The sequence below is a fragment of the Citrobacter sp. RHB36-C18 genome, from assembly GCF_013814485.1.
GTDB classification, from domain to species: Bacteria; Pseudomonadota; Gammaproteobacteria; order Enterobacterales; family Enterobacteriaceae; genus Citrobacter; species Citrobacter braakii.
Genome location: NZ_CP057125.1, coordinates 4,418,145 through 4,443,298 on the forward strand (window position 1 = coordinate 4,418,145; position 25,154 = coordinate 4,443,298).

The window sequence follows — 25,154 nt, forward strand, 5'->3', positions numbered from 1 at the left end:
GCTAAAAATGAACGCGATCCGCGTTGAAAACGTCAGTAAAACCTTTGTACTGCATCAGCAAAACGGCGTGCGTCTGCCGGTGCTGCAAGACGCCACGCTGGAAGTTAAAAACGGCGAATGCGTGGTGCTGCACGGTCACTCTGGCAGCGGCAAATCCACGTTGCTGCGTTCGCTGTACGCCAACTACCTGCCGGATGAAGGACACATCCACATCCGCCACAGCGACGAATGGGTCGATCTGGTGCAGGCTCCGGCGCGTAAAGTGCTGGAAGTTCGCCGTTCAACCATCGGCTGGGTCAGCCAGTTCTTGCGCGTGATCCCAAGGATTTCTGCGCTGGATGTGGTGATGCAGCCGCTGCTGGATCTCGGCGTGTCACGCGAGGAGTGCGCAGCCAAAGCGGCTAACCTGCTTACCCGCCTGAACGTGCCGGAGCGGCTGTGGCATCTGGCGCCGTCGACGTTTTCCGGGGGCGAACAGCAGCGCGTCAATATCGCCCGAGGGTTTATCGTCGATTACCCGATTCTACTCCTCGATGAGCCCACCGCCTCGCTGGACGCCAAAAACAGCGCCGCCGTCGTCGCATTGATTGAAGAAGCGAAAGCCCGCGGCGCGGCAATTGTCGGCATTTTTCACGATCAAACCGTGCGCGACCGCGTCGCGGATCGCCTGCACCTGATGGGAACAACAGCATGATTATCAATAATGTAAAGCTGGTGCTGGAAGATGAAGTGGTGCAAGGATCGCTGGAAATTGAGGGCGGAACGATCCGCGCCTTTGCCGAAAGTCAGAGCCAACTGGCCCAAGCGATGGACGGAGAAGGCGGCTGGCTGCTGCCAGGGCTTATCGAGCTGCATACCGACAATCTCGACAAGTTTTTCACCCCGCGCCCGAAGGTAGACTGGCCCGCCCACTCGGCGATGAGCAGCCACGACGCGCTGATGGTCGCCAGCGGCATTACCACCGTGCTGGACGCGGTGGCGATTGGCGATGTGCGCGACGGTGGCGACCGCCTGGAAAATCTCGAGAAGATGATCAACGCGGTGGAAGAGACGCAAAAGCGCGGGGTCAATCGCGCCGAGCACCGCCTGCATTTGCGCTGCGAGCTGCCGCATCACACCACCCTACCGCTGTTTGAAAAACTGGTCAGTCGTGAGCCGGTGACGCTGGTATCGCTGATGGACCACTCCCCCGGCCAGCGTCAGTTTGCCAATCGCGAGAAGTACCGCGAGTACTATCAGGGCAAGTATTCACTTACCGACGAGCAAATGGCCCGCTACGAAGAAGAACAGTTAGCTCTGGCTGCACGTTGGTCGCAACCCAACCGCACGGCGATTGCTCAGATGTGTCGTGAGCGCCAGATAGCGCTGGCGAGCCATGACGATGCCACCTGCGATCATGTGCTGGAATCGCATCAACTTGGCAGCGTGATCGCCGAATTTCCTACTACCTTTGCCGCCGCAGAGGCCTCGCGCCAGCATGGCATGAACGTGCTGATGGGCGCGCCCAACATCGTGCGCGGCGGTTCTCACTCCGGCAACGTTGCGGCGCATAAGCTTGCTGAGCTGGGGCTGCTGGATATTCTCTCCTCCGACTACTACCCCGCCAGCCTGCTCGATGCGGCATTCCGCGTGGCAGACGATGACGCCAACCGCTTTACGCTGCCGCAGGCCATTCGTCTGGTGACCCGCAATCCGGCGCGGGCATTAAATCTCGACGATCGTGGCGTTGTAGCCGAAGGTAAACGCGCGGATCTGGTGCTGGCGCATCGCAAAGGCGATCACATCCATATCGACCACGTCTGGCGTCAGGGCAAAAGGGTATTCTGACTATGGGGAAACTGATCTGGCTGATGGGGCCGTCCGGCTCCGGTAAGGACAGTCTACTGGCAGAACTTCGCCAGCAGGAACCTGCGCAACTGCTGGTGGCGCACCGTTACATCACCCGCGCCGCCAACGCAGGGAATGAAAACCATATTGCCCTCAGCGAACCAGAGTTTTTTACCCGCGCCGGGCAGAACCTGCTGGCGCTGAGCTGGCACGCCAACGGCTTCTATTACGGCGTCGGCGTAGAGATTGACCTCTGGCTGCACGCCGGTTTTGATGTGGTGGTCAACGGCTCGCGCGCGCATCTGCCCCAGGCGCAGGCCCGTTACGGCGCTTCTTTACTTCCCATTTGCTTACAGGTTTCCCCGGCCATTTTACGCCAGCGCCTGCAGGCACGTGGACGGGAGAGCGAAACGGAAATCGCTGCCCGCCTTGAACGCGCGGCGCGCTACACGCCGTATGACTGCCACGTCCTGAACAATGATGGAAGTTTGCTACAGTCTGTCGATACACTGCTCACCCTGATGGGACGCAAGGAGAAGAAACATGTCTGTCTGTGAATTACGCCGCGCCACACTATACGATACCGATGCGGTTTACGCGCTTATCTGTGAGTTGAAACAGGGCCAATTCGACCTGCAGGCCTTTAGCGCCGGCTACGCCGCAAATCTGCAAGATCCCAATATGCACTACCAGCTGGCGCTGCTCGACGGACAGGTCGTCGGCTTGATCGGTCTGCACCTGCAGTTTCATCTGCACCACGCCAACTGGATTGGCGAGATCCAGGAACTGGTGGTGATGCCACAGGCGCGAGGACTAAAAGTGGGTAGTCAGTTACTGGCCTGGGCCGAAGCCACCGCGCGCGAAGCGGGCGCAGAAATAACCGAGCTTTCTACCAGTACCCAACGCCTTGACGCGCACCGCTTTTACCAGCGCGAAGGCTATACCATGAGCCATTTTCGCTTCACCAAACCGTTGTAGGGGGGAGCCATGAGTCTGACCATTACGCTGACGGGAACCGGCGGCGCGCAACTGGTGCCGGCATTTGGCTGTGACTGTGCGGCTTGCCAACGAGCACGCTTACAGGCGCAATACCGTCGACGCCCTTGTAGCGGGGTGGTCAAATTTAACAATGCGGTGACGCTGCTGGATGCGGGGATCCCGCATCTGATGGACGACTGGCCAGCAGGCAGCTTCCAGCAGTTTCTGCTCACCCACTACCATATGGATCACGTGCAGGGGCTGTTTCCGCTGCGCTGGGGCGTGGGGGCGACTATCCCGGTGTACGGTCCGCCGGATGAACAGGGATGCGACGATCTGTTTAAGCACCCTGGCATCCTCGATTTTAGCCATACCGTCGCGCCATTCGTGGTGTTTAACCTGCAAGGGTTGCAGGTGACGCCACTCCCGCTCAACCATTCAAAGCTGACGTTTGGCTATCTGCTGGAGACCGCGCACAGCCGCGTAGCGTGGCTCTCCGATACCGCCGGACTTCCCGACAAGACGCTGAAGTTTCTCCACAATAACCAGCCTCAGGTGATTATCATCGACTGCAGCCACGCCCCGCGCGCCGAGCCGCCGCGCAATCACAGCGATGTAAATACCGTTATCGCCTTGAACGAGGTTATCCGCTGCCCACGGGTGATCCTGACGCATATCAGTCATCAGTTTGATTTGTGGATGATGGAGAATCCGCTACCGACAGGGCTCGAAGCCGGGTATGACGGAATGGAGATTGTGCTGAGGTAGGTTTACATCGCACTTAAAGGCTTGTTAACAGGTCTCTGCCCCCTATAACCTTGCCAGCGAAAAATTGCGCTAACGATCATAATCTTCTTCCATTCTGCGCTCTTCGTCTTCTAACTGACGCCGTTCCTGATCGAGCTGGCGCTGGCGGTCATCCAGTTGGCGGCGGCGGTCTTCAAACTGGCGGCGGCGATTATCATACTGCCTGCGACGATCGTCACTCATCTGTCGCTGCCAGCTTTCATCACGAGAGTCGTCATAATCCCGCCCGCTGTCCGGTTTGTATGCGTCGTTAATTGCCTGCTGAATATTGCCGATGGCGTCATCGATAATATCGGCCTGCACCGATACGGTGGTCATCATCAGCAGAGTGAAAAGTAAGAATGTCGCGGAGCGTTGCATAAAACTAGCCTCATCAAGAAACTCGCCCCACGGTAATCAAAGCGTATTTGCGCGGGTAGCGGAGGAATCTCAATTACGCGAATGCCGCAGCGCCTGCGCCAGTTCTCCCCGGGTGAAGGGCTTACGCAATAACGCCACATCCGGCAGCGCCGGGTTATGCGCCGGACGTAAATCCTGGCCGCTAATCAGCAGGATGTTCAGTTGTGGATAATGTGCCAGCGCATGATTAATCACATCCACACCGCTTAAACCGCCGGGCAGCATTAAGTCGCTGATAAAAATATCAATCTCGGATGAAGCCGCCAGCATATGCATAGCCTGTTCGCCGTTGGCAGCCTCTAACGTCAGGTAGCCCAGCAGGTGTAATTGCTCACATAACGTCTGGCGCACATCGGCTTCATCTTCGAGAACCAGCACCAGTTTTTCACCGCGAGTCGGAGTGTGCTGTGCGATTGTCTCCACCGGTGTCTGCACCGGTACAACCGCGCGAGGAAGCTGCAATCTGACCGTCGTTCCCTGCCCAGGAGCGCTTTCAATCTCCACGCGGCCACCGGACTGGCGCACAAAACCGTAGACCATAGACAGCCCCAGCCCGCTGCCGCTGCCGGTCTGTTTGGTGGTGAAAAACGGCTCGAAGACCTGAGCTTTCACCTCCTGCGACATCCCGCTTCCCTGGTCGGCAACTTCCAGCATCACCATATCCTGCTTACGCCCATCGCTGCGCGTGACCCGCTGATTCCAGGTACGGATTTTAATGGTGCCCGCCTGCCCGTCCATGGCGTCACGGGCATTCATCACCAGATTGATAATGGCGTTCTCCAGTTGGCTGACATCAATCCACGCGGGCCAGGCGGGAGACTGGGCTTCAATCTCCAGCGTCAACGTAGCCGGAAGAGAGTGGCGCATCAGTTCGCCCAAATTTTCCAGCAGCGTTTTCAGCTCCACCGCATGGGGATGCAACGACTGTTTGCGCGAAAAGGCCAGCAGCCGCTGGGTAAGGAGCGCCCCGCGCTCGGCGGCTTTTAGCGCCCGATTGACCCGTGGCGCGTCAGGAGAGTCTGGGTTCACCAGATCCAGGCTGCCAATAATGACCGCCAGCAGGTTATTGAAATCATGCGCTAATCCGCCCGTCAGTTGCCCTACCGCCTTCAGTTTCTGACTGTGCAACAGCGCTTCCTCCAGCCCCTGGCGCTCGGTGCGGTCGATTTCCATCTGGCTGGTTTTTTCTTTTAGCAGTCGGGTGGTGTGCTCCAGCGATGCCGTATTACGGGCGAAGACGCTAAAGGCGCGGGCCAGCTCGCCCAGCTCATCGCGCCGCTGCAGGGCCGGGACGCTAACGTCCGATTCACCGTGCGCCAGCCGGGTCATCGCCCGCGAAATGGCCGTCAGGTTAGAACCGAGGTTACGGTAGATATACCAGCCGGCAAAACCGGTGATCACCACCGCCAACAGCGCAAATACCAAAATAAACAACGCGCCAGATTGCAGTTCCTGATGGCTTTGCGCTACCCGCTGTTCGGAGATCAGCGCCACCTGCGAAGCATACCGGTTGATATCGCTGTTGAGGATCGCCACCAGCGCTTTGATATGAAACATATACCAGTTGATCGCCAAATCGCTCTGCTCAAGCGCAGAAGAGAGCGGCTCCAGCTTATGCAACTCCTGGTTGAAGTCGGTGAGGATGTTGGTAATCAGCGGACTGCTATTTTGCACAGGCAGCGCGGGCATCACGCCGTCCAGTTGTTTCACCACCGAACGCGGCGTGGGTGTTTCAATGGCGGCAACAATTAAGCGGTCTATCTGCCCCAGCAGCACGTAATCCTGCGCGCCGGTCAGCTTTTGCAGATGACGTAAATAACTTTGATTCTGATACAGCGAACTGAGCAGGGCGTTACGTTCCAGATGTCGCCGTTGCCCGCGCTGCAGCATACCTTCCACGCTGCTTTGTAGCTCCTGGCTGCGCTGAATAATACGCTCGACCAGCGCCGGCTCCTGCTGCGCCAACGGCGCGGTGGCCAACTGTTCCAGCGAATGCTTCAGCGCCCGTTGCGTCTCCTGCAGCCGCTCCGCTTCACCTTTGTATTCCAGCGCGCCGACCACCTGCGACAGCCGTACCGCCGCCGTCGCCACGTTCGCCGTATCCCGGGCCAGGTTCATGCTGCCGGTCATGTCGTCAACGGTTTGCTGCTGCACCTGTTCCTGGATTTGACTGGCATGCTGAAACCCCAGCACCGCCACACCGCTTACCATCAGCGTGACCGTCACCACCAGCAGATTGAAGAACAGCAATCGTCCGCGCGCACTGGCGAAAAAGTGACGTCCTGGTTGCGGCATATCACGCTCCGTGAAGAAAAATCGCAATATGACAAATATGAACGGCTTCTGACATTTTGCATTTACATTCCTGTGATGGACTGCTGATATCGGCCACCCCACAGGAGATCCGCTATGAGCAGGACACCGGTTCTGGAGATGCGCAACATTGCCAAAGCGTTTGGTAAATTTTACGCGCTGAAAGGGGTCGATTTAACGGTCTGGCCGGGTGAGATTCATGCCCTGATGGGTGAGAACGGCGCGGGGAAAAGCACCCTGATGAAGATCCTTGCGGGCGCGTATACCGCCACCAGCGGTGAGATCCTGATCGACGGTCAGCCGTTTCACATTCGCGGGCCAAAAGACGCGCTCAGCGCAGGCATCACGCTGATTTACCAGGAGATGCAGCTCGCGCCGAACCTGACGGTGGCGGAAAATATCTTTCTTGGCAGCGAGCTGTCGCGCGGCGGTCTGGTCCAGCGTAAAGAGATGGTGATGCAGTCGCAAAAAGTCATCGACCGGCTCGGCGCCCAGTTTAAGGCCAGCGATCGCGTGATGACGTTGACCATCGCCGAACAGCAGCAGGTGGAAATCGCCCGCGCCCTGCACCGTAACAGCCGCATTCTGGTGATGGATGAACCCACTGCCGCCCTCTCCTCACGTGAAACCCACCGCTTGTTTGAACTGATCATGCGCCTGCGCGATGAGGGGATGGCGATTATCTACATTAGCCACCGCATGGCGGAGGTGTATGAACTCTCGGACCGCGTCAGCGTTCTGCGCGACGGGCAATATGTAGGCAGCCTGACCCGAGACAAACTCAACGCCTCTGAGCTGGTGCGCATGATGGTGGGCCGACCGTTAAGCGATTTGTTCAACAAAGAGCGCGATATTCCCTTAGGTAAAGCGCGCCTCAACGTCCACCACCTGACCGACGGCCATAAAGTCCAGCCGTGCAGTTTGCTGGTGCGCTCCGGGGAGATCGTCGGCCTTGCCGGGTTAGTCGGCGCCGGGCGTTCTGAACTGGCTCAACTGATTTTTGGCGTGCGTAAAGCCATCGGCGGCATGATTGAAGTAGACGGTGAACCGGTGGTGATCCACTCCCCTCGCGAGGCGATTGACCACGGCATTGGCTTTCTGACGGAAAACCGCAAAGAGCAGGGATTGTTTTTAGAGTTGGCGGCAGCAGAGAACATCACCATGGCGACGCTGGAACGTGACGCCAACTGGGGCATGCTCGATCGCAAAAAGGCGCAGGCTATTTCCGATGACGCCATCCAATTGCTCAACATCCGCGTTCCGCACGCCCAGGTACGCGCGGGCGGGCTGTCCGGCGGTAATCAGCAAAAGCTGCTGATTTCACGCTGGGTCGCGATCGGCCCACGCATTTTGATCCTCGATGAACCCACGCGCGGCGTAGACGTTGGCGCCAAAAGCGAGATCTACCGGATCATGAACGACATGGCGCGCAAAGGCGTGGCGATCCTGATGATCTCCAGCGAATTGCCGGAAGTTGTCGGTATGAGCGATCGCGTGTACGTCATGCGGGAAGGCAGCATTGCCGGTGAGCTGAACGGGCAAAGTATTACCCAGGAAAATATTATGACGCTGGCAACCGGCGTGAACGACTCCCATCATCAGGCGGTGTCCCATGAATAATCCAACCACTCCCCAGCAGGTGGCGAAATCCGCCTCCGCGAAAAAATTGCTGATGAGCGATCTGATGCAAACGGTCGGCATCTTGCCGATTCTCATCCTGATAGTGGCGGTATTTGGCTTTATCGCGCCAAACTTTTTTACCGAAAGCAACCTGTTGAATATAACCCGCCAGGCGTCGATCAACATCGTGCTGGCGGCTGGCATGACTTTCATTATTTTGACCGGCGGGATCGACCTCTCGGTTGGCTCGATTCTCGGCACCACCGCCGTCGCGGCTATGGTCGTTTCGCTGATCCCTGAATTTGCCATGCTGTCGATTCCGGCGGCGTTGATGCTCGGTCTGGTGCTGGGGTTGTTTAACGGCGCGCTGGTTGCTTTTGCCGGACTGCCACCGTTTATCGTCACGCTTGGAACGTATACGGCGCTGCGCGGCGCGGCCTATCTGCTGGCCGACGGCACGACGGTGATCAATTCCAATATCAGCTTTGAGTGGATCGGTAACAACTATCTTGGTCCGGTTCCGTGGCTAGTGGTCATTGCACTGGCGGTGGTGGTGATGTGCTGGTTCATTCTTAGGCGCACCACACTCGGCGTTCATATTTATGCGGTCGGCGGCAATATGCAGGCCGCTCGTTTAACCGGTATCAAAGTGTGGCTGGTGCTGCTGTTCGTCTACGGCATGAGCGGTGTGCTCTCAGGTCTTGGCGGGGTGATGAGCGCCTCGCGGCTATACAGCGCCAACGGCAACTTAGGCATGGGTTACGAGCTGGACGCCATCGCGGCGGTGATCCTCGGCGGTACCAGCTTTGTTGGGGGGATCGGTACCATCACCGGCACGCTGGTAGGGGCGTTGATTATCGCCACGCTCAATAACGGCATGACGCTGATGGGCGTCTCCTATTTCTGGCAACTGGTGATCAAAGGGGCGGTGATCATCATAGCGGTACTGATCGACAAATACCGTACCCGACACCATCAAAGTGCATAACAACAACATCTTACTTCGAGGAATACAGCATGAGATTGAAGCCCTTAGTCACCGCGCTCTGTGCTGGCGCACTGCTTGCTGCAGCTCCGTTTGTGCAGGCAAAAGAACTGAAATCGATCGGCGTTACGGTGGGCGATCTGGCCAACCCGTTCTTCGTGCAGATCACCAAAGGCGCGGAGCTGGAAGCACGCAAACTGGCGGGTGATAGCGTTAAAGTGACGCTGGTTTCCAGCGGCTACGATCTGGGACAACAGGTGTCGCAAATCGACAACTTTATTGCCGCCAAGGTCGACATGATTATTCTTAACGCCGCCGACTCCAAAGGCATCGGCCCAGCGGTAAAACGCGCGAAAGACGCAGGGATTGTGGTGGTTGCCGTTGACGTAGCGGCGGAAGGCGCAGATGCGACCATTACCTCCGATAACACCCAGGCGGGTGAAATGGCCTGTAAATACATTACCGACCGTCTGAAAGGGAAAGGCAACGTCGTCATTATCAACGGGCCGCCGGTTTCCGCCGTCCAGAACCGCGTGGAAGGCTGCCAGACCGAGTTTAAACGTCACCCGGATATCAAAGTGCTGTCGTATAACCAAAACGCCAAAGGCAGTCGCGAAGGCGGACTGGAGATCATGACCGCGCTGCTGGCGGCGAATCCGAAGATCGACGGCGTATTCGCCATTAACGATCCTACGGCGATCGGTGCCGATCTGGCAGCAAAACAGGCACAACGTAGCGAATTCTTTATTGTCGGCGTAGACGGATCGCCAGACGCTGAAGAAGCGTTGAAGCGGGAAAACTCACTATTTGTGGCGACGCCTGCACAAGATCCGCAGGTGATGGCTGCCAAAGCGGTCGAAATCGGCTATGACATATTGCAGGGGAAACCCGCCCCGAAAGAGCCCGTACTGATCCCGGTGACGATGATCGATAAAAACAACGTCGGCAGCTATAAGGGTTGGACGGTGAAATAACCCGCCACAACAACGCCGGATGGCGGCAAAAATGCCTTATCCGACCTACAAGATCGGTATGATTTTGTAGACCGGATAAGCGCAGCGCCATCCGGCATGATATTAAGGAGGATTCTGCCGATGAAACGCTCAGCAATAAACGAAATCCTTGGCCACACGCGCCAGTTTTTCTCTCTGCACGACGTGCATCTCCCCCCTTTCGCCAGTTTCCCGCCGACCCAATGGCGCAAGCTTGATCCCGCCGCCTGGAGAGAAGTTTTCGACCTTAAGCTCGGTTGGGATGTCACCGCGTTTGGCGGCAACAATTTCGCCGCGCAAGGGTTAACGCTGTTTACCCTGCGTAATGGCTCGCCGAAAGGAATGCCTTACGAGAAATGCTACGCCGAGAAAATCATGCATGTTCGCGATGCGCAGGTGACGCCGATGCATTTTCACTGGCGCAAACGCGAAGACATTATCAATCGCGGCGGCGGTAATTTAATTGTGGAACTGTGGAATGCGGGGATCCGAGAACAAACGGAGGACAGCGACGTGAGCGTGGTGATTGACGGCTGTCGGCAAACCCATGCGGCAGGCAGTCAACTGCGCCTGACGCCGGGTGAAAGCATCTGCCTGCCACCGGGCCTGTATCACAGCTTCTGGGCGGAAGAAGGTTTTGGCGACGTGCTGGTCGGCGAGGTTTCTTCTGTTAATGACGACGACCACGATAACCACTTTCTGCAACCGATCGCCCGCTATAACGACATTGAAGAAGACGAACCGGCGCAGCTGGTGCTGTGTAATGAGTATCGCCTGTTCCGCTAACCAAGGAGCGCATTATGCCGTTGATATCTCTCGCCGATGGCCTTGCCCATGCCCGCGAGCACCGCTATGCCTTAGGGGCGTTTAACGTTCTGGACTCACACTTCCTGCGCGCGCTGTTTGCCGCAGCAAAGCAGGAACGTTCGCCGTTTATCATCAACATCGCCGAGGTGCATTTTAAATATATCTCGTTGGATTCTCTGGTCGAAGCGGTCAAGTTCGAAGCCGCGCGGCATGACATTCCGGTAGTGCTGAACCTTGACCACGGCCTGCACTTTGAGTCGGTGGTTCGGGCACTGCGCTTAGGTTTCAGTTCAGTGATGTTTGATGGCTCCACGCTGGAGTATGAAGAAAATATTCGTCAAACCCGCGAAGTGGTGAAGATGTGTCACGCCGTCGGCGTATCGGTGGAAGCCGAACTGGGCGCGGTGGGAGGCGATGAGGGCGGCGCGTTGTATGGTCATGCCGACGAGTCGCTATTTACCGACCCGATGATGGCGCGTGATTTCGTCGACAGAACCGGGATTGACGCGCTGGCGGTCGCCATTGGTAATGCACACGGCAAATATAAAGGCGAACCGGTGCTCGACTTTCCGCGTCTTGACGCCCTTCGCCAGCAGGCGGCGATCCCGCTGGTACTGCACGGCGGTTCCGGCATCAGCAACGACGATTTCAAGCGCGCAATTGAACTCGGCATTCACAAAATCAACTTCTATACCGGCATGTCGCAGGCGGCGCTGTCAGCGGTAGAGACAAGAATAGCGAATCGTCAGCCCCTGTACGACGAATTCGCCGAACTGCTGCTCGCCATTGAAGAGGCCATTACCGATACCGTTTCAGAACAGATGCGTATTTTTGGCAGCGCGGGACGGGTCTGATGGAACGCAGAGGCGTTATCGCCGCAGGCAACATGCTGGTCGATCATGTGCATCAAATTGTGCAGTGGCCGGAACGCGGCTGGCTGGCGGAAATCATCCGTAGCGAACGCGCGACGGGCGGTGCGCCGCTGAACGTACTGCTGACGCTGGCGAAAATGCACACCGGACTGCCGCTGCAGGCAGTGGGGTTAATCGGTCAGGATAGCGACGGCGACTACATCATGGCGATGCTGGAGCAGTATCATGTTAATCGCCAACATGTGCAGCGCACGACTTTCGCCCCCACGTCGATGTCACAGGTGATGACCGATCCCAGCGGTCAGCGCACCTTTTTCCACTCGCCCGGCGCCAACCGGCTGCTGGATCTGCCCGCTTTTGAGCAACTGGATACCTCGATGAAAATCTTCCATCTTGGCTATCTGCTGCTGCTCGACAGTCTGGACATGCCGGATGAGGAGTACGGCACACGTAGCGCACGGCTGCTGGCGCAAATGCGCGACAACGGCTTTGAAACATCACTGGATCTGGTTTCACGCAAGGGCGACCCGCGCTATCAGCCGTTGGTGATGCCAGCCCTGCGCCATCTCGACTATCTGGTAATTAACGAGCTGGAAGCCGGGGAATTCAGCGGGCTGGAGATCCGCCTGCCCAACGGGGAGTTGCATATTGCGCACATCGCCACCGCTGCGCGCGAACTGCTGAATGCGGGCGTTCGCCTGCGGGTGGTTATCCACTGTCCGGAAGGCGCCTGGGGTGAAGCGCCGGATCTGCCGGGCGTCTGGATCCCGTCACAGTATCTGGCGCCGGAGGAGATCGTTGGCAGCGTCGGGGCGGGAGATGCGTTTTGCGCCGGATTTTTGTATGGCTGTCATGAACGCTGGTCGCTGACGGACAGCGTCAGGCTGGCACACGCCTGCGCACGGGCCAGTTTGCTGTGCGCCAACGCGATAGACGGCGCGAAAACGTTGGCAGAGTTAAAAGCCGATATAGCGTCCTTGTAAGCCGGATAAGACGTTTACGCCGCCTTATCATGATGCTGAACGTCGGCGGCAAACACATAGCCCAGCCCGCGCAGGGTTTTGATCAGCATCGGCTGATGCGGGTTGTTCTCTATTTTTCGCCGTAACCGCATGATTAGCACGTCAATGGTGCGGTCAAATACCTCAACGCTGTCGCTGCGCGTCAGTTCCAGCAGCTGTTCTCTGCTAAGTACCCGGCGGGCGTTTTGGGCCAGCGCCAGCAGCAGGCTGTATTCCCCCTGCGTCAACTCCACCTTCAGTTGCTGAGGATTATGTAACTGGCAACCGGCGGTATCGAGATGCCAACCGTTAAAAGAAAGCCCCGTGGTTTGCGGGCTGCCGCTTTCTGCCGTTAACACGCCGACGCGTCTGAGTACCGCCTTTACCCGCGCCACCAGCACCCGCGCATTGAACGGTTTACCGATGTAGTCGTCAGCGCCCATTTCCAACCCGACAACCACATCCGACTCGCTGCCAAGCCCGGTCAGCATCACCACCGGTAATCCGGGTCTGATCTTTTGCACCTGCTGCAGCACCATCAGACCGTTAATATCAGGCAACATCATGTCCAGCAATACCAGAGCGATTTCCGGCTGAGTCTCAATGCAGCGCAGCGCCTCCTGCCCGGTGTGACATGCGGTCACTGCAAAGACGTGTTCGCTCAGCACATCCTGTAAAAGCGTGCAGACAGCGATGTCATCATCCACAACCAGTATGGCTGGCTTCATTGTTTTTCCCCATTTCTGGCCAACTTAAATGAGTGTGATTGATTCTGCACAGAGTGACAGCGATAAGGCACAAGGATGTGTGGGAAACATAACCTCGGTCACACTGCCGGGCCGTCACGTATTGGAGATTCGTCACGTCAAATATGACGACAGCCTGTTTTTCGTCAGGGTTTTGCGCAAAATTCGCCCGTAATATCGACTAATGCCCCTGATAAAAACATGGCATAAAAGATGCATAACTCAAGCGACAAGCGCGTATGCGTGATTTGATTAACTGGAGCGAGACCGATGAAAAAAGTCGTCACGGTTTGCCCATATTGCGCATCAGGTTGCAAAATCAACCTGGTGGTCGATAACGGCAAAATCGTCCGGGCTGAAGCGGCGCAGGGGAAAACCAACCAGGGTACCTTGTGTCTGAAGGGCTACTATGGCTGGGATTTTATCAATGATACCCAGATCCTGACCCCTCGTCTGAAAACCCCAATGATCCGTCGCCAGCGTGGCGGCAAACTGGAATCCGTTTCCTGGGATGAAGCGCTTGATTACGTCGCCACTCGTCTGAGCGCCATCAAAGCGAAGTATGGCCCGGACGCTATTCAGACGACCGGTTCATCTCGCGGTACGGGTAACGAAACCAACTATGTAATGCAAAAATTCGCGCGCGCCGTTATTGGTACCAATAACGTTGACTGCTGCGCTCGCGTCTGACACGGCCCTTCGGTTGCAGGTCTGCACCAATCGGTCGGTAACGGCGCAATGAGTAATGCTATCAATGAAATTGATAACACAGATTTAGTGTTCATCTTCGGGTACAACCCGGCGGATTCCCACCCGATCGTGGCGAATCACGTGATTAACGCTAAACGTAACGGGGCGAAAATTATCGTCTGCGATCCGCGCAAAATTGAAACCGCGCGTATTGCCGATATGCACATCGCGTTGAAAAACGGCTCGAACATCGCGCTGCTCAACGCTATGGGTCATGTCATCATCGAAGAAAAACTGTACGATCAGGCGTTCGTCGCCTCCCGTACCGAAGGATTCGAAGAGTACAGCAAGATTGTCGAAGGCTACACGCCGGAGTCCGTCGAAGATATCACTGGCGTTAGCGCACAGGATATTCGTCAGGCTGCTCGTATGTACGCCACGGCAAAAAGCGCGGCCATCCTGTGGGGCATGGGTGTTACCCAGTTCTATCAGGGTGTGGAAACCGTGCGTTCACTGACCAGCCTCGCAATGCTGACCGGCAACCTCGGTAAGCCAAGCGTGGGCGTTAACCCGGTTCGTGGCCAGAACAACGTTCAGGGCGCATGCGACATGGGCGCGCTACCGGATACTTATCCGGGCTATCAGTATGTGAAAGATCCGGCTAACCGCGAGAAGTTCGCTAAAGCCTGGGGCGTGGAAAGTCTGCCTGCACATACCGGCTATCGCATCAGTGAACTGCCGCACCGTGCGGCGCATGGCGAAGTCCGCGCGGCGTACATTATGGGTGAAGATCCATTACAGACTGATGCTGAACTCTCCGCAGTGCGCAAAGGCTTTGAGGATCTGGAACTGGTCATCGTGCAGGATATCTTCATGACCAAAACTGCCGCTGCCGCAGACGTTATTTTACCGTCTACGTCATGGGGCGAGCATGAAGGCGTCTTCTCCGCGGCTGACCGTGGCTTCCAGCGCTTCTTTAAAGCCGTTGAGCCGAAGTGGGATCTGAAAACGGACTGGCAGATTATCAGTGAAATCGCCACCCGTATGGGCTACCCGATGCACTACAACAACACCCAGGAAATCTGGGATGAGTTGCGTCATCTGTGCCCGGATTTCTACGGTGCCACTTACGAGAAAATGGGCGAACTGGGTTATATCCAGTGGCCTTGCCGCGACACCTCAGAAGCCGACCAGGGTACGTCTTATCTCTTCAAAGAGAAGTTCGATACCCCGAACGGTCTGGCGCAGTTCTTTACCTGCGACTGGGTAGCGCCAATCGACAAACTCACTGAGGAGTACCCGATGGTGCTGTCTACGGTGCGTGAAGTCGGCCACTACTCTTGCCGTTCGATGACCGGTAACTGTGCGGCGCTGGCCGCGCTGGCGGATGAACCGGGCTATGCCCAGATCAACACCGCCGACGCAGAACGCCTGGGCATCCAGGATGAAGAGCTGGTGTGGGTTAACTCGCGTAAAGGCCGGGTCATTACCCGTGCAGCAGTCAGCGATCGTCCAAACAAAGGCGCGATTTACATGACCTACCAGTGGTGGATTGGCGCATGTAATGAGCTGGTAACCGAGAACTTAAGCCCGATTACCAAAACGCCGGAGTACAAGTACTGTGCCGTTAACGTTGAACGCATTGCCGATCAGCGCGCTGCCGAGCAGTATGTCATTGATGAGTACACCAAGCTGAAAGCCAGCCTGCGCGAAAGCGCGATGGGTTAGTCCGTTTACGTAACTGTTCTGCAACAGCCTCCGCCCGGAGGCTGTTTTTTTATCCATACGATCTCTTTATACTGTTCATTCCGTACCCTAAATAAAACTCAAAATGAAACAACTCATTGCATTGATGTTCTTTATGACATTCTTTGCCCATGCCAGTGATACTGAGCCAGGAAGCCAGTACTTGCAGGCCGCTGAGGCAGGGGATCGTCGCGCACAGTACTTTCTTGCCGATACCTGGTTCAGTTCGGGCGATTTGAGCAAAGCCGAGTATTGGGCGCAAAAAGCCGCCGACAATGGCGATGCCGACGCCTGCGCGCTACTGGCGCAAATCAAAATTACGAATCCGGTCAGTCTGGATTACCCCCAGGCTAAAACGCTGGCGGAAAAAGCAGCCAAAGCAGGCAGTAAAGCGGGAGAACTTACCCTGGCGCGGATTCTGGTCAACACCCAGGCTGGACGTACCGATTACCCTAAAGCCATTACCTTGCTGCAAAACGCCTCCGAAGACCTGGAAAATGACTCCGCCGTCGACGCGCAAATGCTGCTCGGCCTGATTTACGCCAACGGTGTGGGCATACCCGCTGATGATGAGAAAGCGACATGGTATTTCAAACGAAGCTCAGCCATTTCCCGCACCGGTTATTCCGAATACTGGGCAGGGATGATGTTCTTAAACGGTGAACAGGGTTTTATCGTGAAGAATAAACAGAAGGCGCTACACTGGCTGAATCTGAGCTGTATGGAAGGATTCGATACCGGCTGCGAAGAGTTTGATAAGTTAACAAACGGGTAATGATTTGCATTGCCGGATGGCGCTACGCTTATCCGGCAAGCTGTCATGAATTACTGATTAGCGGTCTTATCAAATCTACCCAGCACGTCGCGCTCATAGGCCAGCGCTTTCTTGCGGTCAAATTTGTGTTCCCACTTGGCGATAACCAGTACCGCCAGCGCATTACCCACCACGTTCAGCGCGGTACGCGCCATGTCGAGGATACGGTCAACACCGGCGATAAACGCCAGGCCTTCCAGTGGGATCCCCACGCTGCCCAGCGTAGCCAGCAGCACCACGAATGATACGCCCGGCACACCCGCAATCCCTTTCGAGGTCACCATCAGCGTCAACACCAGCACGATTTCCTGCCACAGCGACAGGTCAATACCGTACAGCTGCGCGATAAAGATAGCGGCGATACTCTGGTACAGAGTTGAACCATCAAGGTTGAATGAGTAGCCGGTCGGCACCACAAAGCTGGTGATTGAAGCTGGCGCGCCATAGGCTTCCATCTTCTCAATAATACGCGGCAGTACGCTCTCGGAGCTGGCGGTAGAGTAGGCCAGAATCAGCTCGTCTTTCAGAATGCGGATCAGGATCCAGATGCTCAGACCGCAGATGCGCGCCACGATCCCCAGCACCACCAGCGCGAAGAACAGAATGGCGAAATGCACCAACAGCACCAGCTTCGCCAGCGGCCACAAGGAGGCAAAACCGAAGTTCGCGACGGTAACGGCAATCAGCGCGAAAACGCCGACTGGCGCGTAGCGCATAACCATGTGAGTGACTTTAAACATGGTTTCGGAAATAGAGCGGAATACGGTAACCAACGGCTCGCGGTGAGTTGCCGGCAGTGAAGACAGACCTAAACCGAACAGCACCGAGAAGAAGATAATCGGCAGCATATCGCCTTTTGCCATCGATGCGACGATGTTGGTTGGCACCAGTGACAAAATTGTCCCCATCAGGCCATGCGCGTGGCTCTGTACTTCTGCGGTCGTGCTTTGATATTTCGAAATATCCACGGTCGCCAGTTGCGACATATCCACCCCGGTACCTGGCTGGAACACATTAGCCAGCGTGATACCCAGGATAATCGCCACGGTGGTGATTACTTCGAAATAGATAATAGTTTTGGCGCCAATACGGCCCAGCTGTTTTGCATCACCGACCCCGGCGATACCGACAACCAGCGTAGAGATAACAATGGGCACCACAATCATTTTGATCAGATGGATAAAGATATCGCCCGCCGGTGACAGCAGGTTTACAACCAGCCATTCACGGCTGTCACTATGATAATGCAGGTAACTCCCCAGCAGAATGCCCAGCACCATAGCGATCAGAATCTGCCATGCCAGGCTGACTTTCAAATTTTTCATAACAACGGACTTCCTCGATGGAGCGCTATTCCACATGCGGTGTGTGGTAATAGTACATACTGAAAGGGTATGAATTGTGTTGCGTTCGTTTATGGAGTTTTTTAACGCTTATTATCATTATCATTTGCGTACTGTCTCGCGCAACCCTCCAGGAACAGAGCCTTCAGCTGAATTTATGCATAAAAATGCAATTTTATCGGGGTATTGATGAATAACTTTTTGTTATAAAAGAATTTTAATATGTTCAAAAATGAAGAAGTCATGGCGTGAGTTTTTTTTGCTCATTTGTTCGTTCGCCTGTTTTTTAAACAGGCCAAATGATACAAATCACAAAAGAAACAAATTTATTTTTGCCGATTCTGCAACAGCTTCGCCATATTAATAGAGTCAATGAGCTGTGCCCGGTTCACCCTCGGCGAGTTTAAATCCATAACTTTTTGCCACACTGAAATGGCCTGGGCGTAGTCTGCCTGCATAAACGCATCTGAGGCTAACAGCATCAGCGCAGTGACCTCTGTCGGGTCCAGCGCCAGAGCCTTATCAATCATCTCGCGAGTGGGCGGTGTCATATGCTGCCCGGCCTGGTAATACAATACCGTTGCCAGCGCTGAATAGATCTCAGCATTTTCACCCCCTACACGTAGCGCCTGCTCGTAGGCCAGCAGCGCATTATGATACGCGTTTTGCCAAAGATAGTACTCACCAAGTTGCGCCCATTTCACACCGTCCTGTGGATTAGCACGAATTTGCGATTGCAGCAAAAGCAGCTGTTTTTCCTGAACATTTTCATCGGTGAACGCATGTAATGGGTCCGCCAGCCGCGTCTGTTCCTGACGCACCGCCTGCCATTTGGGTGTCAACAGGTAACCTCCGATGCAGGCCACAACCATCAGCACCGTCGCAGCGGTCAGCCACTTCACGGGGAGTGGGCGTAACGGCGCAGGGGAATGGGTGGACTGGCTCATTGCACATCCTCCTCTACGCGCTGACGCCTTCTCACCCGCCAGACCACCACGCCCACCAGCAATAACAACAGGCACGGCAACGCCCACAGCAGCAGCGTTTGCTCATTCAACGGCGGGTTGTAGCGCACAAAATCACCGTAGCGATCGGTCATCCACGTCGTTATCTCGGCTTCACTTTTCCCTTCCGCCACCATGCTATAAACCTGGTGGCGCATACTGACCGCTACCGGCGCATTGGATTCCAGCAAGTTTTGGTTTTGACACTGTGGACAGCGCAGTTGGCTGGCAATAGACAACGCTTTTTCCTGTTGTTGCGGGTTGGCAAAAGTCCATGTGTCCACAACCTGGGCATGTGTCGCGAAGGCGATGAAAAACAAAATGATAGCTAAGAGTAAACATGTTCTGCCGGATGGCGCTGCGCTTATCCGACCTACCGTTTTCACACCCCGTTCGCCGCCATCTGGCAACGCGTTGATTAGTTTATGCATCGCGCTTTCTCCCTCGCCATCCGCTCAGCAGCGCACCAAAGACCATTAACAGTCCCCCGCCCCAAATCCAGCGCACGCCGGTCTGTACGTACAAGCGCATGGCATAACGGTCCGGTCCGGTTTTTTCGCCGATTACCGCATACCAGTCATGTATCAGATTCCAGCGGATCCCCGGCTCCATCATCTGTTGACGGCGCGCGGCATAGAAGCGTCTTTCAGGCTGCAGGCTGCCAATGCGTTTCTCATTTTGCCACAGCGTGATCTGCGCTTTTTCACTGGTGTAGTTACCTTTTGCTTCCAGGTCGAGACGCTCAAAACGAAAAATATAGCCCGCCAGTTCCACCTGCTGCCCGGGGCTCAGATTCAGGCTTATCTCCTGGCGACTACCGCTGGAAAAGACGATCCCAGCCGCAAACACCAGCACCCCGGCATGCGCCAGCAGTGCCGGAAGCTGGCAACGCACAGACACTTTGCGGCTTCTGATCGTCGCCAGCACGATAACCAGCAGCATCAGCAGGCCAAAGGGCAGCGTAGCACGGTTAAAGTACGGTGCGCCCACGGAGAGCCGCCCCCAGCCGAACAACCCGTAAATCATCGGGTAAAGGGTGCCAATCAGCACAATCAGCAGCACCGCGCAAAAAAGTAATAGCGCGACCAGAATCAGCATCTCGCGCGACCAGCCGCCAAAACGCGCATTCTGGCGGACTTGCTGTCCCCGCCAGGCGTACAGCCCGAGCGATGCCAGGCTCAATACGGTAAACAGCGCGAACAGCGGCGTGGCGCGGACGTTATCCAGCGCAAAAGCGTGCACGGAAACGAGAATGCCGGAACGCACAATCAGCGTCCCCAGCAGCGATAAAATCAGCGTGACGATCGCCAGCAGCAGCGACCAGTGGCGGAAGATCCCACGTTGGCGCGTGATGAACAGACTATGCAGCAGCGCACTGGCGGAAAGCCAGGGTAATAAGGAGGCATTTTCTACCGGGTCCCAGAACCACCAGCCGCCCCAGCCCAACTCACAGTAGGCCCACCAGGAGCCAAGGATAATCCCCAGCGTCAGCGCACACCAGCCAGGCAGCGCCCAGCGCCAGCACACCCCGGCGCTCTGCGCATTAAAGTTACCGCGCAGCAGTGAGGCCAGCGCCACGCCTGCCGCCACCATCAAGCCACCGTAACCCAGGTACAGCAGCGGCGGATGGAGGATTAACCCGAGATGTTGCAGCATCGGATTAAGATCGCGCCCTTCAATGGCTGGCGGGAAGATACGCACGAACGGATCGGACCATACCACCACAAACAGCAGCAGCAGGGCCGTTATCAGTGCGAGGACGCTGAGCGTTAACGGAAACAGCAGGTCGGAATCACGCCGATAGCGCAAGGCGAACAGCGCGCTCCAGCCGGAAAGAAACAGCACCCACAGCAGCAGCGATCCTTCATGCCCGCCCCACACAGCTGCCAGTTTTAATCCCCACGGCAGCAGGCTGTAGCTATGCTGAGCAACGTAGACCACCGAAAAGTCGCTGGTCAGAAAGCAGAATATCAGAATGGCAAAGGCCAGCAGCAGCAGCGAAAATTGCGTCCACATGCCCACGCTTGCCAGGCGCATTACGCCTTGCCAGCGCTGGCGGACACCCACCAACACGGCAAGCGGGGTCAACACGTTGACCCCGAGGCTTAACAACAGTGCCAGAAAACCGGCTTCAGGAAGGAGAACGTCCAGATATCACCTTACGCAACGGTTAGCTGACCCGCATAGAGAATAAAAAAGCGCAGCAGCAGTACGCCGGTCAGGCTGGCGCCGCACACTGCCAGCACGCCATGAAACGTCGAACTGCGGTTGGCCCAAGGTTTTAGCAGCATCGGCAGTATCAGCCCAAGCCCGGCCACGCCCAGCCAGAACCACCAGGTCCAGAATCCGCCGCCCAGTGCCGCCGCCAGCGCGCGCATTTTGCCGTCATCGCCCAGCGCCAGGCCGACGAAAAACGCCGCCAGCAGGAAGATCTCCAGCCATACCACCGGGGCTTCCATGCGATGCACAAAGTGCGCTTCGGTACTGTGCGGATTGCTACGATGACGTAACGCCATGGCGATCAGCGCCACCGCCGCGCCGGAGGAGATCCCGGAGAACAGGAACAGCACCGGCAGGATCGGGTTATTCAGGAACGGGTAGGATTTCAGCGCCGACAGCAGAAAACCGGTGTACGCCCCGAGCAGGACCGCCAGCACCAGCATTAACGTCTCCAGCGCGCGATGAAATGGCGCAATCAACGTCAGCATTTTCTGTACGATCCCTAATCGCGGCAACCAGCGCTGTTGCAGAGCAATCACCTCTTTTTCAAAGATTTTTGCCAGCCACAGCACCAACACCACCATATACAACTGGAACAACATGACCCCCATCGACATCACCGAAGTGAAGCTGTAGTGGAACATCAGTTTCCAGAAGGTCCATGGACGCGTCAGGTGGAACACCAGAATCAGCAGACCGAAGATAATCGCCCCCGGCCCTAACACCAGCGTAGTGCGTAGCAGCGTGCTGTCAGAACCGCCCGCCTCCGGATGGAAACGACGCAGCAGAATCGCCAGCGTGACCAGTCCGGCGGAGATGCCAATCAGGAACAGATAGATGGCAATGGGCCAGTCCCACACCAGTGATTCAAAATGAAATGCAGAAGCGGATGTCATTGGCTCACCTCCCCAAATTTAAAGGGAACGCGGTAGACCTTCGGTTTTGTGCCCAACGCCAGCTTGTAACGGTAGGTGGTTTTCTGCAGCAACAAGCGGGAGATATCGCTGTTGGGATCGTCCAGATTACCAAACGTCAGCGCCTTCGTCGGACACGACTCAACGCAGGCGGGCTGCTTGCCCGCTTTCAGATTGGTTTTCCGACAGAAATCGCATTTATCCGCCGTTTTGCTAACCGGATGGATAAAGCGCACGCGATAAGGACACGCGGCGATACAGTACTGGCAGCCAACGCAAAGGTCCGGGTTCACATCCACAATACCGCTGGCGGCATCGCGATACGATGCCCCCGTCGGGCAGACGTCAACGCAGGGGGCATGGTCGCAATGCTGGCACGAATGACGGAAAAAACGATACTTCACATCAGGAAACGTCCCCTGCGGCTCGCTGCGAATAATCGTCAGACGCGATACCCCTTCCGGCACGTTGTTTACTTCCCGACAAGCATCCATGCAGGCCGTACAGCCGATGCATAGTGACTCATCATGTACCATACCGTAACGTACGCCGTTGATGTTCAGCGTCTTCGCCACAACGCGTCCCGCCGTCCCGCTCACTGCCACCAGCGCGCCGACGCGGGTGATAAACTGGCGACGAGAGCAACTCATGGATGCTCCTTAAGCAACGGAACCGACGCCGGGTTAAAGTTCGGATTGTTACGCTGATCGCTGTGGCAATCGACGCAAATCTTGATCCGTCCTTTATCACTTAGCGTCTGCATCGTGTCTTGCTTCGGATGCAGTGAGTGACAGCTGGCACACGCCACTTTGGTTACGTGGACATCGTGTGGCCAGAACGCTTTTTGTAGCTGCTCAGGCAGGTGGCAGGACATACAGACGCTGTTCTGCTGTTCAACGTTGTACATCGGCTCATTAAAGCGCATCACATCCTTCACCCCTTCACGGTGGTTCGGTGACGGCTGGCCGTGACAGTTGGTGCAGGTGACCGGCAGTTTGTTATTCGGGTTGATGACTTCTGCATGCTTACCATGCATACCTTCGGTATCTGGCTTGTGACAATCCAGACAGGCGGCATCCGGATTACGCTGTTGGGTAACCGTCCAGCGTTGATCCGACTCCTGCGGCGTTGGCGTGGCAGTGATTCCACTCAGGCTCCAGAACAAGCCTGACGCCAGCACCCCAGCAGTTAATAACGAACGTAATACGCTCATATTCACTCCGTTGAGTTATCCGCCCCTGACGGGGCGAAATGGGGTTATTGGCTTAACAGACCGTTTTTACGCGCCTGATCTTCCCACTGCGGAATCACCGTTTTGATGAAGTCCTGCTTCTCAGCATTGATTTGCTGCATGTTCAGACCAATCGCCGCCTGGGCTTTCTCTTTGGTAGAGATATCCGGTAACGGGATTTCATGGGTGATGCCTTTAGTCGCCAGCAGACGGACCAGTTTGGTACGCGCATCGGCGGCTTTATCCATGGCGCTACCCAGCATCCGCAGACCCTCTTCCGGAGCGTGCATGTGAATACCGTGTGAGGCGATAGACAGGTCCCAGCGCCATTGTGCGTGACGGATATCTTCCAGAATCGGCTTCATTTCCGCTTCAGTCGCACCCGCATCCCATGCAGCTTTCGCTTCGAAGTGCGCATGAACCAGCTGATCTTCGACCTTGATTTTCAGGTCATGAATAGCCTGTTTACGCTCGGCGACCACTTTTTGCAGAGACGCTTTATCCTGGGTGTGGCAGTTCGCACAGGTCTGAGCAAAGTTATCGAACGGGTTACCAATCTTATGGTCGGTGTAGATCTTGCCTTCCGCGTTTTGCACTTTCGGCATGTGACAGTCGATACAGGTCACGTTGTTCTTGCCGTGAATGCCCGCGCTCCAGGTTTCATATTCCGGGTGCTGCGCTTTCAGCATCGGCGTTTTCGACAGGGAGTTGGTCCAGTCAGAGAAGGCGATGGTGTCGTAGTATTTCTCCATGTTCTCGACTTTCATGCCCTCGTCCCACGGGAACTTAACGGCTTTGTTTTTACCGTCGAAGTAGTATTCCACGTGGCACTGACCGCAGACCATGGATTGCTGATCAAAGCGACCGGCTTTCTCAAACGGTTTGCCGATTGCTTCCATCGCGCGTTCTGCATAAGGACGCGACAGCGTCAGCTCTGGCTTGCCTTTGGCGAAGTCTGGTGACGCAGTGTTATGGCAATCTGCACAGCCGAGATTGTTAACAATTTCTGGACCGCCGCGCGCCCATTTACCGTGGAAGTAGCCATCTTCACCATCTTTCTGGATCAGACGCGCTACGTCCGGGCTTTTACAGCTCCAGCAGGCCATCGGCAGCGGACCGTCTTCAGCCGTTTTTGGTGCGCCGGTACGTAAGGTTTCACGTACATCGGTCACGGCATAGGCGTGTCCACGCGGTTTGTTGTAATCGCGCGAGAATGGATATCCCGCCCACAGGATCACCAGACGCGGATCTTCTGCCAGCGCATCTTCACGGGCTGATTGCTCAGACGTGGCTTTCCAGGAGAGATATTGATCGGGATGCTGAGGAGCGAAGGTTTCATTCTTCGCTTCAACGGTGACGGTTTTTGCGGGTACAGGAGTTTGTTCAGCGTGAACAGCAGAAATAAATAATAAAGGTAATAACAGGCTGAAGAAACGGCGTACGCGTGATTTTATCCTTGCCATAGGGGTCTCATCCAGATGACGCCATTATCTGCAATGGCGGTTCTTTTATTGTTTTCCATAACAGCAACCACACGAATACTGTCATGACATTGCTCCACCCTATTTGTAACAAGAAACCACACTGAAAATGTTGTCTTTAATCAATTGTAAGTGTATGTAAAATACCACTTTAGAGTTATAAACCCCCTCTAACTCCTCACTCTTTTGTCTAATTCAGAGATAGATCACCTTTTCAATAATCCTTTAGATAACTACATGTTATCGCGAGATTTAATCAATTTTTGCTAGTTCCCTTCAAAATTAAGTTTGCCGCTAATTTGCACAATTCGTTTATTGCGTGATCTGCCGCGCAAATACTAAACAAAACTCTCAAAGCCCCTAC

Annotated in this window: 22 protein-coding genes and 1 pseudogene; 13 read left to right on the plus strand and 10 right to left on the minus strand. The window is 55.8% G+C overall.

Annotated features, from left to right (window positions below):
- Window positions 1-7 precede the first annotated feature (7 nt).
- Genes phnL through phnP form a run of 5 tightly spaced genes read left to right on the plus strand, consistent with a single transcriptional unit; the run spans window position 8 to window position 3,573 of the window.
- Window positions 8-694, plus strand: a complete 687-nt coding sequence (gene phnL, locus HVZ52_RS20965; RefSeq protein ID WP_016155474.1) for a phosphonate C-P lyase system protein PhnL — start codon at window positions 8-10, stop codon at window positions 692-694.
- On the plus strand, window positions 691-1,827 hold the full coding sequence (gene phnM / locus HVZ52_RS20970; protein ID WP_016155393.1) for an alpha-D-ribose 1-methylphosphonate 5-triphosphate diphosphatase: 1,137 nt from the start codon (window positions 691-693) through the stop codon (window positions 1,825-1,827). The genes phnL and phnM overlap by 4 nt, the downstream gene beginning before the upstream one ends.
- Before the next feature lie 2 nt (window positions 1,828-1,829).
- Entirely contained in the window at window positions 1,830-2,384 is a 555-nt protein-coding gene (gene phnN / locus HVZ52_RS20975) for a ribose 1,5-bisphosphokinase (RefSeq protein WP_016155392.1), read from the plus strand.
- Complete coding sequence (phnO, locus tag HVZ52_RS20980) at window positions 2,371-2,805, plus strand: aminoalkylphosphonate N-acetyltransferase (protein WP_046274567.1); 435 nt, start codon at window positions 2,371-2,373, stop codon at window positions 2,803-2,805. The genes phnN and phnO overlap by 14 nt, the downstream gene beginning before the upstream one ends.
- Window positions 2,806-2,814: 9 nt before the next feature.
- Entirely contained in the window at window positions 2,815-3,573 is a 759-nt protein-coding gene (gene phnP, locus HVZ52_RS20985; protein WP_016155390.1) for a phosphonate metabolism protein PhnP, read from the plus strand.
- A gap of 69 nt (window positions 3,574-3,642) precedes the next feature.
- On the opposite strand, the gene yjdP is transcribed toward phnP, so the two are convergent.
- Both yjdP and HVZ52_RS20995 read right to left on the minus strand, forming a co-directional pair.
- A complete protein-coding gene (yjdP, locus tag HVZ52_RS20990) occupies window positions 3,643-3,972 on the minus strand; it encodes a DDRRRQL repeat protein YjdP (RefSeq protein WP_181598655.1) in 330 nt (109 codons plus the stop codon).
- 69 nt (window positions 3,973-4,041) lie between these two features.
- On the minus strand, window positions 4,042-6,306 hold the full coding sequence (locus tag HVZ52_RS20995; RefSeq protein ID WP_181598656.1) for a hybrid sensor histidine kinase/response regulator: 2,265 nt from the start codon (window positions 6,304-6,306) through the stop codon (window positions 4,042-4,044).
- Window positions 6,307-6,420: 114 nt separating this feature from the next.
- Between HVZ52_RS20995 and HVZ52_RS21000 the strand changes: the two genes are divergently transcribed.
- The 6 genes from HVZ52_RS21000 (at window position 6,421) to HVZ52_RS21025 (ending at window position 12,583) form a co-directional block, all read left to right on the plus strand.
- On the plus strand, window positions 6,421-7,944 hold the full coding sequence (locus HVZ52_RS21000; RefSeq protein WP_016155468.1) for a sugar ABC transporter ATP-binding protein: 1,524 nt from the start codon (window positions 6,421-6,423) through the stop codon (window positions 7,942-7,944).
- Window positions 7,937-8,932, plus strand: a complete 996-nt coding sequence (locus HVZ52_RS21005; protein WP_016155386.1) for a hypothetical protein — start codon at window positions 7,937-7,939, stop codon at window positions 8,930-8,932. Before HVZ52_RS21000 ends, HVZ52_RS21005 begins: the two co-directional genes overlap by 8 nt.
- Window positions 8,933-8,961: 29 nt before the next feature.
- Window positions 8,962-9,903, plus strand: coding sequence for an ABC transporter substrate-binding protein (locus HVZ52_RS21010; protein WP_019077849.1), 942 nt, complete (start codon window positions 8,962-8,964; stop codon window positions 9,901-9,903).
- Window positions 9,904-10,023: 120 nt separating this feature from the next.
- A complete protein-coding gene (locus tag HVZ52_RS21015) occupies window positions 10,024-10,707 on the plus strand; it encodes a D-lyxose/D-mannose family sugar isomerase (protein WP_169330435.1) in 684 nt (227 codons plus the stop codon).
- Between the two features lie 14 nt (window positions 10,708-10,721).
- Window positions 10,722-11,582 (plus strand): ketose 1,6-bisphosphate aldolase, encoded by an 861-nt coding sequence (locus HVZ52_RS21020; protein ID WP_016155383.1) that lies wholly within the window; start codon window positions 10,722-10,724, stop codon window positions 11,580-11,582.
- The gene (locus tag HVZ52_RS21025; protein WP_181599309.1) at window positions 11,579-12,583 is read left to right on the plus strand and encodes a carbohydrate kinase family protein; all 1,005 of its coding nucleotides are present in this window, start codon (window positions 11,579-11,581) and stop codon (window positions 12,581-12,583) included. The genes HVZ52_RS21020 and HVZ52_RS21025 overlap by 4 nt, the downstream gene beginning before the upstream one ends.
- Before the next feature lie 14 nt (window positions 12,584-12,597).
- Here HVZ52_RS21025 and HVZ52_RS21030 read toward each other — a convergent pair whose 3' ends face one another.
- Window positions 12,598-13,329: a response regulator transcription factor gene (locus HVZ52_RS21030; protein WP_016155458.1), complete on the minus strand. Its 732-nt coding sequence runs from the start codon at window positions 13,327-13,329 to the stop codon at window positions 12,598-12,600.
- A gap of 288 nt (window positions 13,330-13,617) precedes the next feature.
- Here HVZ52_RS21030 and fdhF point away from each other — a divergent pair, with 288 nt between their 5' ends.
- Entirely contained in the window at window positions 13,618-15,765 is a 2,148-nt protein-coding gene (fdhF, locus tag HVZ52_RS21035) for a formate dehydrogenase subunit alpha (protein ID WP_153689814.1), read from the plus strand.
- A 103-nt stretch (window positions 15,766-15,868) separates the two neighbouring features.
- Window positions 15,869-16,558, plus strand: coding sequence for a Sel1 family TPR-like repeat protein YjcO (gene yjcO, locus HVZ52_RS21040; protein ID WP_016155379.1), 690 nt, complete (start codon window positions 15,869-15,871; stop codon window positions 16,556-16,558).
- Window positions 16,559-16,608: 50 nt separating this feature from the next.
- Here the strand turns inward: yjcO and gltP are convergent, their stop codons facing one another.
- The 7 genes and pseudogenes from gltP to nrfA all read right to left on the minus strand — a co-directional run bounded on the left by gltP (window position 16,609) and on the right by nrfA (window position 24,772).
- Window positions 16,609-17,922 (minus strand): glutamate/aspartate:proton symporter GltP, encoded by a 1,314-nt coding sequence (gene gltP / locus HVZ52_RS21045; protein WP_016155378.1) that lies wholly within the window; start codon window positions 17,920-17,922, stop codon window positions 16,609-16,611.
- Between the two features lie 344 nt (window positions 17,923-18,266).
- A complete protein-coding gene (nrfG, locus tag HVZ52_RS21050; RefSeq protein ID WP_047357723.1) occupies window positions 18,267-18,887 on the minus strand; it encodes a heme lyase NrfEFG subunit NrfG in 621 nt (206 codons plus the stop codon).
- Window positions 18,884-21,095: pseudogene (gene nrfF / locus HVZ52_RS21060) on the minus strand (heme lyase NrfEFG subunit NrfF). The gene nrfG and the pseudogene nrfF overlap by 4 nt, the downstream one beginning before the upstream one ends.
- Window positions 21,096-21,103: 8 nt before the next feature.
- Window positions 21,104-22,060 carry a cytochrome c nitrite reductase subunit NrfD gene (gene nrfD, locus HVZ52_RS21065; RefSeq protein ID WP_181598657.1) on the minus strand — a complete coding sequence of 319 codons (957 nt, stop codon included), beginning with the start codon at window positions 22,058-22,060 and terminating at the stop codon, window positions 21,104-21,106.
- Window positions 22,057-22,728, minus strand: coding sequence for a cytochrome c nitrite reductase Fe-S protein (gene nrfC, locus HVZ52_RS21070; RefSeq protein ID WP_016155373.1), 672 nt, complete (start codon window positions 22,726-22,728; stop codon window positions 22,057-22,059). The genes nrfD and nrfC overlap by 4 nt, the downstream gene beginning before the upstream one ends.
- Window positions 22,725-23,291 (minus strand): cytochrome c nitrite reductase pentaheme subunit, encoded by a 567-nt coding sequence (gene nrfB / locus HVZ52_RS21075; protein WP_005132587.1) that lies wholly within the window; start codon window positions 23,289-23,291, stop codon window positions 22,725-22,727. Before nrfB ends, nrfC begins: the two co-directional genes overlap by 4 nt.
- A 44-nt stretch (window positions 23,292-23,335) precedes the next feature.
- The gene (gene nrfA / locus HVZ52_RS21080; RefSeq protein ID WP_016155372.1) at window positions 23,336-24,772 is read right to left on the minus strand and encodes an ammonia-forming nitrite reductase cytochrome c552 subunit; all 1,437 of its coding nucleotides are present in this window, start codon (window positions 24,770-24,772) and stop codon (window positions 23,336-23,338) included.
- Window positions 24,773-25,154: the final 382 nt, after the last annotated feature.

What these genes read in the sequence shown, in the direction of transcription:
- nrfC (WP_016155373.1), bottom strand. Translation starts at nt 22,728, where the DNA reads ATGAGTTGCTCTCGTCGCCAGTTTATCACCCGCGTCGGCGCGCTGGTG.
- HVZ52_RS20995 (WP_181598656.1), bottom strand. Translation starts at nt 6,306, where the DNA reads ATGCCGCAACCAGGACGTCACTTTTTCGCCAGTGCGCGCGGACGATTG.
- nrfB (WP_005132587.1), bottom strand. Translation starts at nt 23,291, where the DNA reads ATGAGCGTATTACGTTCGTTATTAACTGCTGGGGTGCTGGCGTCAGGC.
- phnP (WP_016155390.1), top strand. Translation starts at nt 2,815, where the DNA reads ATGAGTCTGACCATTACGCTGACGGGAACCGGCGGCGCGCAACTGGTG.
- phnL (WP_016155474.1), top strand. Translation starts at nt 8, where the DNA reads ATGAACGCGATCCGCGTTGAAAACGTCAGTAAAACCTTTGTACTGCAT.
- nrfA (WP_016155372.1), bottom strand. Translation starts at nt 24,772, where the DNA reads ATGGCAAGGATAAAATCACGCGTACGCCGTTTCTTCAGCCTGTTATTA.
- HVZ52_RS21015 (WP_169330435.1), top strand. Translation starts at nt 10,024, where the DNA reads ATGAAACGCTCAGCAATAAACGAAATCCTTGGCCACACGCGCCAGTTT.
- HVZ52_RS21005 (WP_016155386.1), top strand. Translation starts at nt 7,937, where the DNA reads ATGAATAATCCAACCACTCCCCAGCAGGTGGCGAAATCCGCCTCCGCG.
- HVZ52_RS21010 (WP_019077849.1), top strand. Translation starts at nt 8,962, where the DNA reads ATGAGATTGAAGCCCTTAGTCACCGCGCTCTGTGCTGGCGCACTGCTT.
- phnM (WP_016155393.1), top strand. Translation starts at nt 691, where the DNA reads ATGATTATCAATAATGTAAAGCTGGTGCTGGAAGATGAAGTGGTGCAA.
- nrfG (WP_047357723.1), bottom strand. Translation starts at nt 18,887, where the DNA reads ATGAGCCAGTCCACCCATTCCCCTGCGCCGTTACGCCCACTCCCCGTG.
- nrfD (WP_181598657.1), bottom strand. Translation starts at nt 22,060, where the DNA reads ATGACATCCGCTTCTGCATTTCATTTTGAATCACTGGTGTGGGACTGG.
- HVZ52_RS21000 (WP_016155468.1), top strand. Translation starts at nt 6,421, where the DNA reads ATGAGCAGGACACCGGTTCTGGAGATGCGCAACATTGCCAAAGCGTTT.
- gltP (WP_016155378.1), bottom strand. Translation starts at nt 17,922, where the DNA reads ATGAAAAATTTGAAAGTCAGCCTGGCATGGCAGATTCTGATCGCTATG.
- HVZ52_RS21030 (WP_016155458.1), bottom strand. Translation starts at nt 13,329, where the DNA reads ATGAAGCCAGCCATACTGGTTGTGGATGATGACATCGCTGTCTGCACG.
- yjcO (WP_016155379.1), top strand. Translation starts at nt 15,869, where the DNA reads ATGAAACAACTCATTGCATTGATGTTCTTTATGACATTCTTTGCCCAT.
- yjdP (WP_181598655.1), bottom strand. Translation starts at nt 3,972, where the DNA reads ATGCAACGCTCCGCGACATTCTTACTTTTCACTCTGCTGATGATGACC.
- HVZ52_RS21020 (WP_016155383.1), top strand. Translation starts at nt 10,722, where the DNA reads ATGCCGTTGATATCTCTCGCCGATGGCCTTGCCCATGCCCGCGAGCAC.
- phnO (WP_046274567.1), top strand. Translation starts at nt 2,371, where the DNA reads ATGTCTGTCTGTGAATTACGCCGCGCCACACTATACGATACCGATGCG.
- phnN (WP_016155392.1), top strand. Translation starts at nt 1,830, where the DNA reads ATGGGGAAACTGATCTGGCTGATGGGGCCGTCCGGCTCCGGTAAGGAC.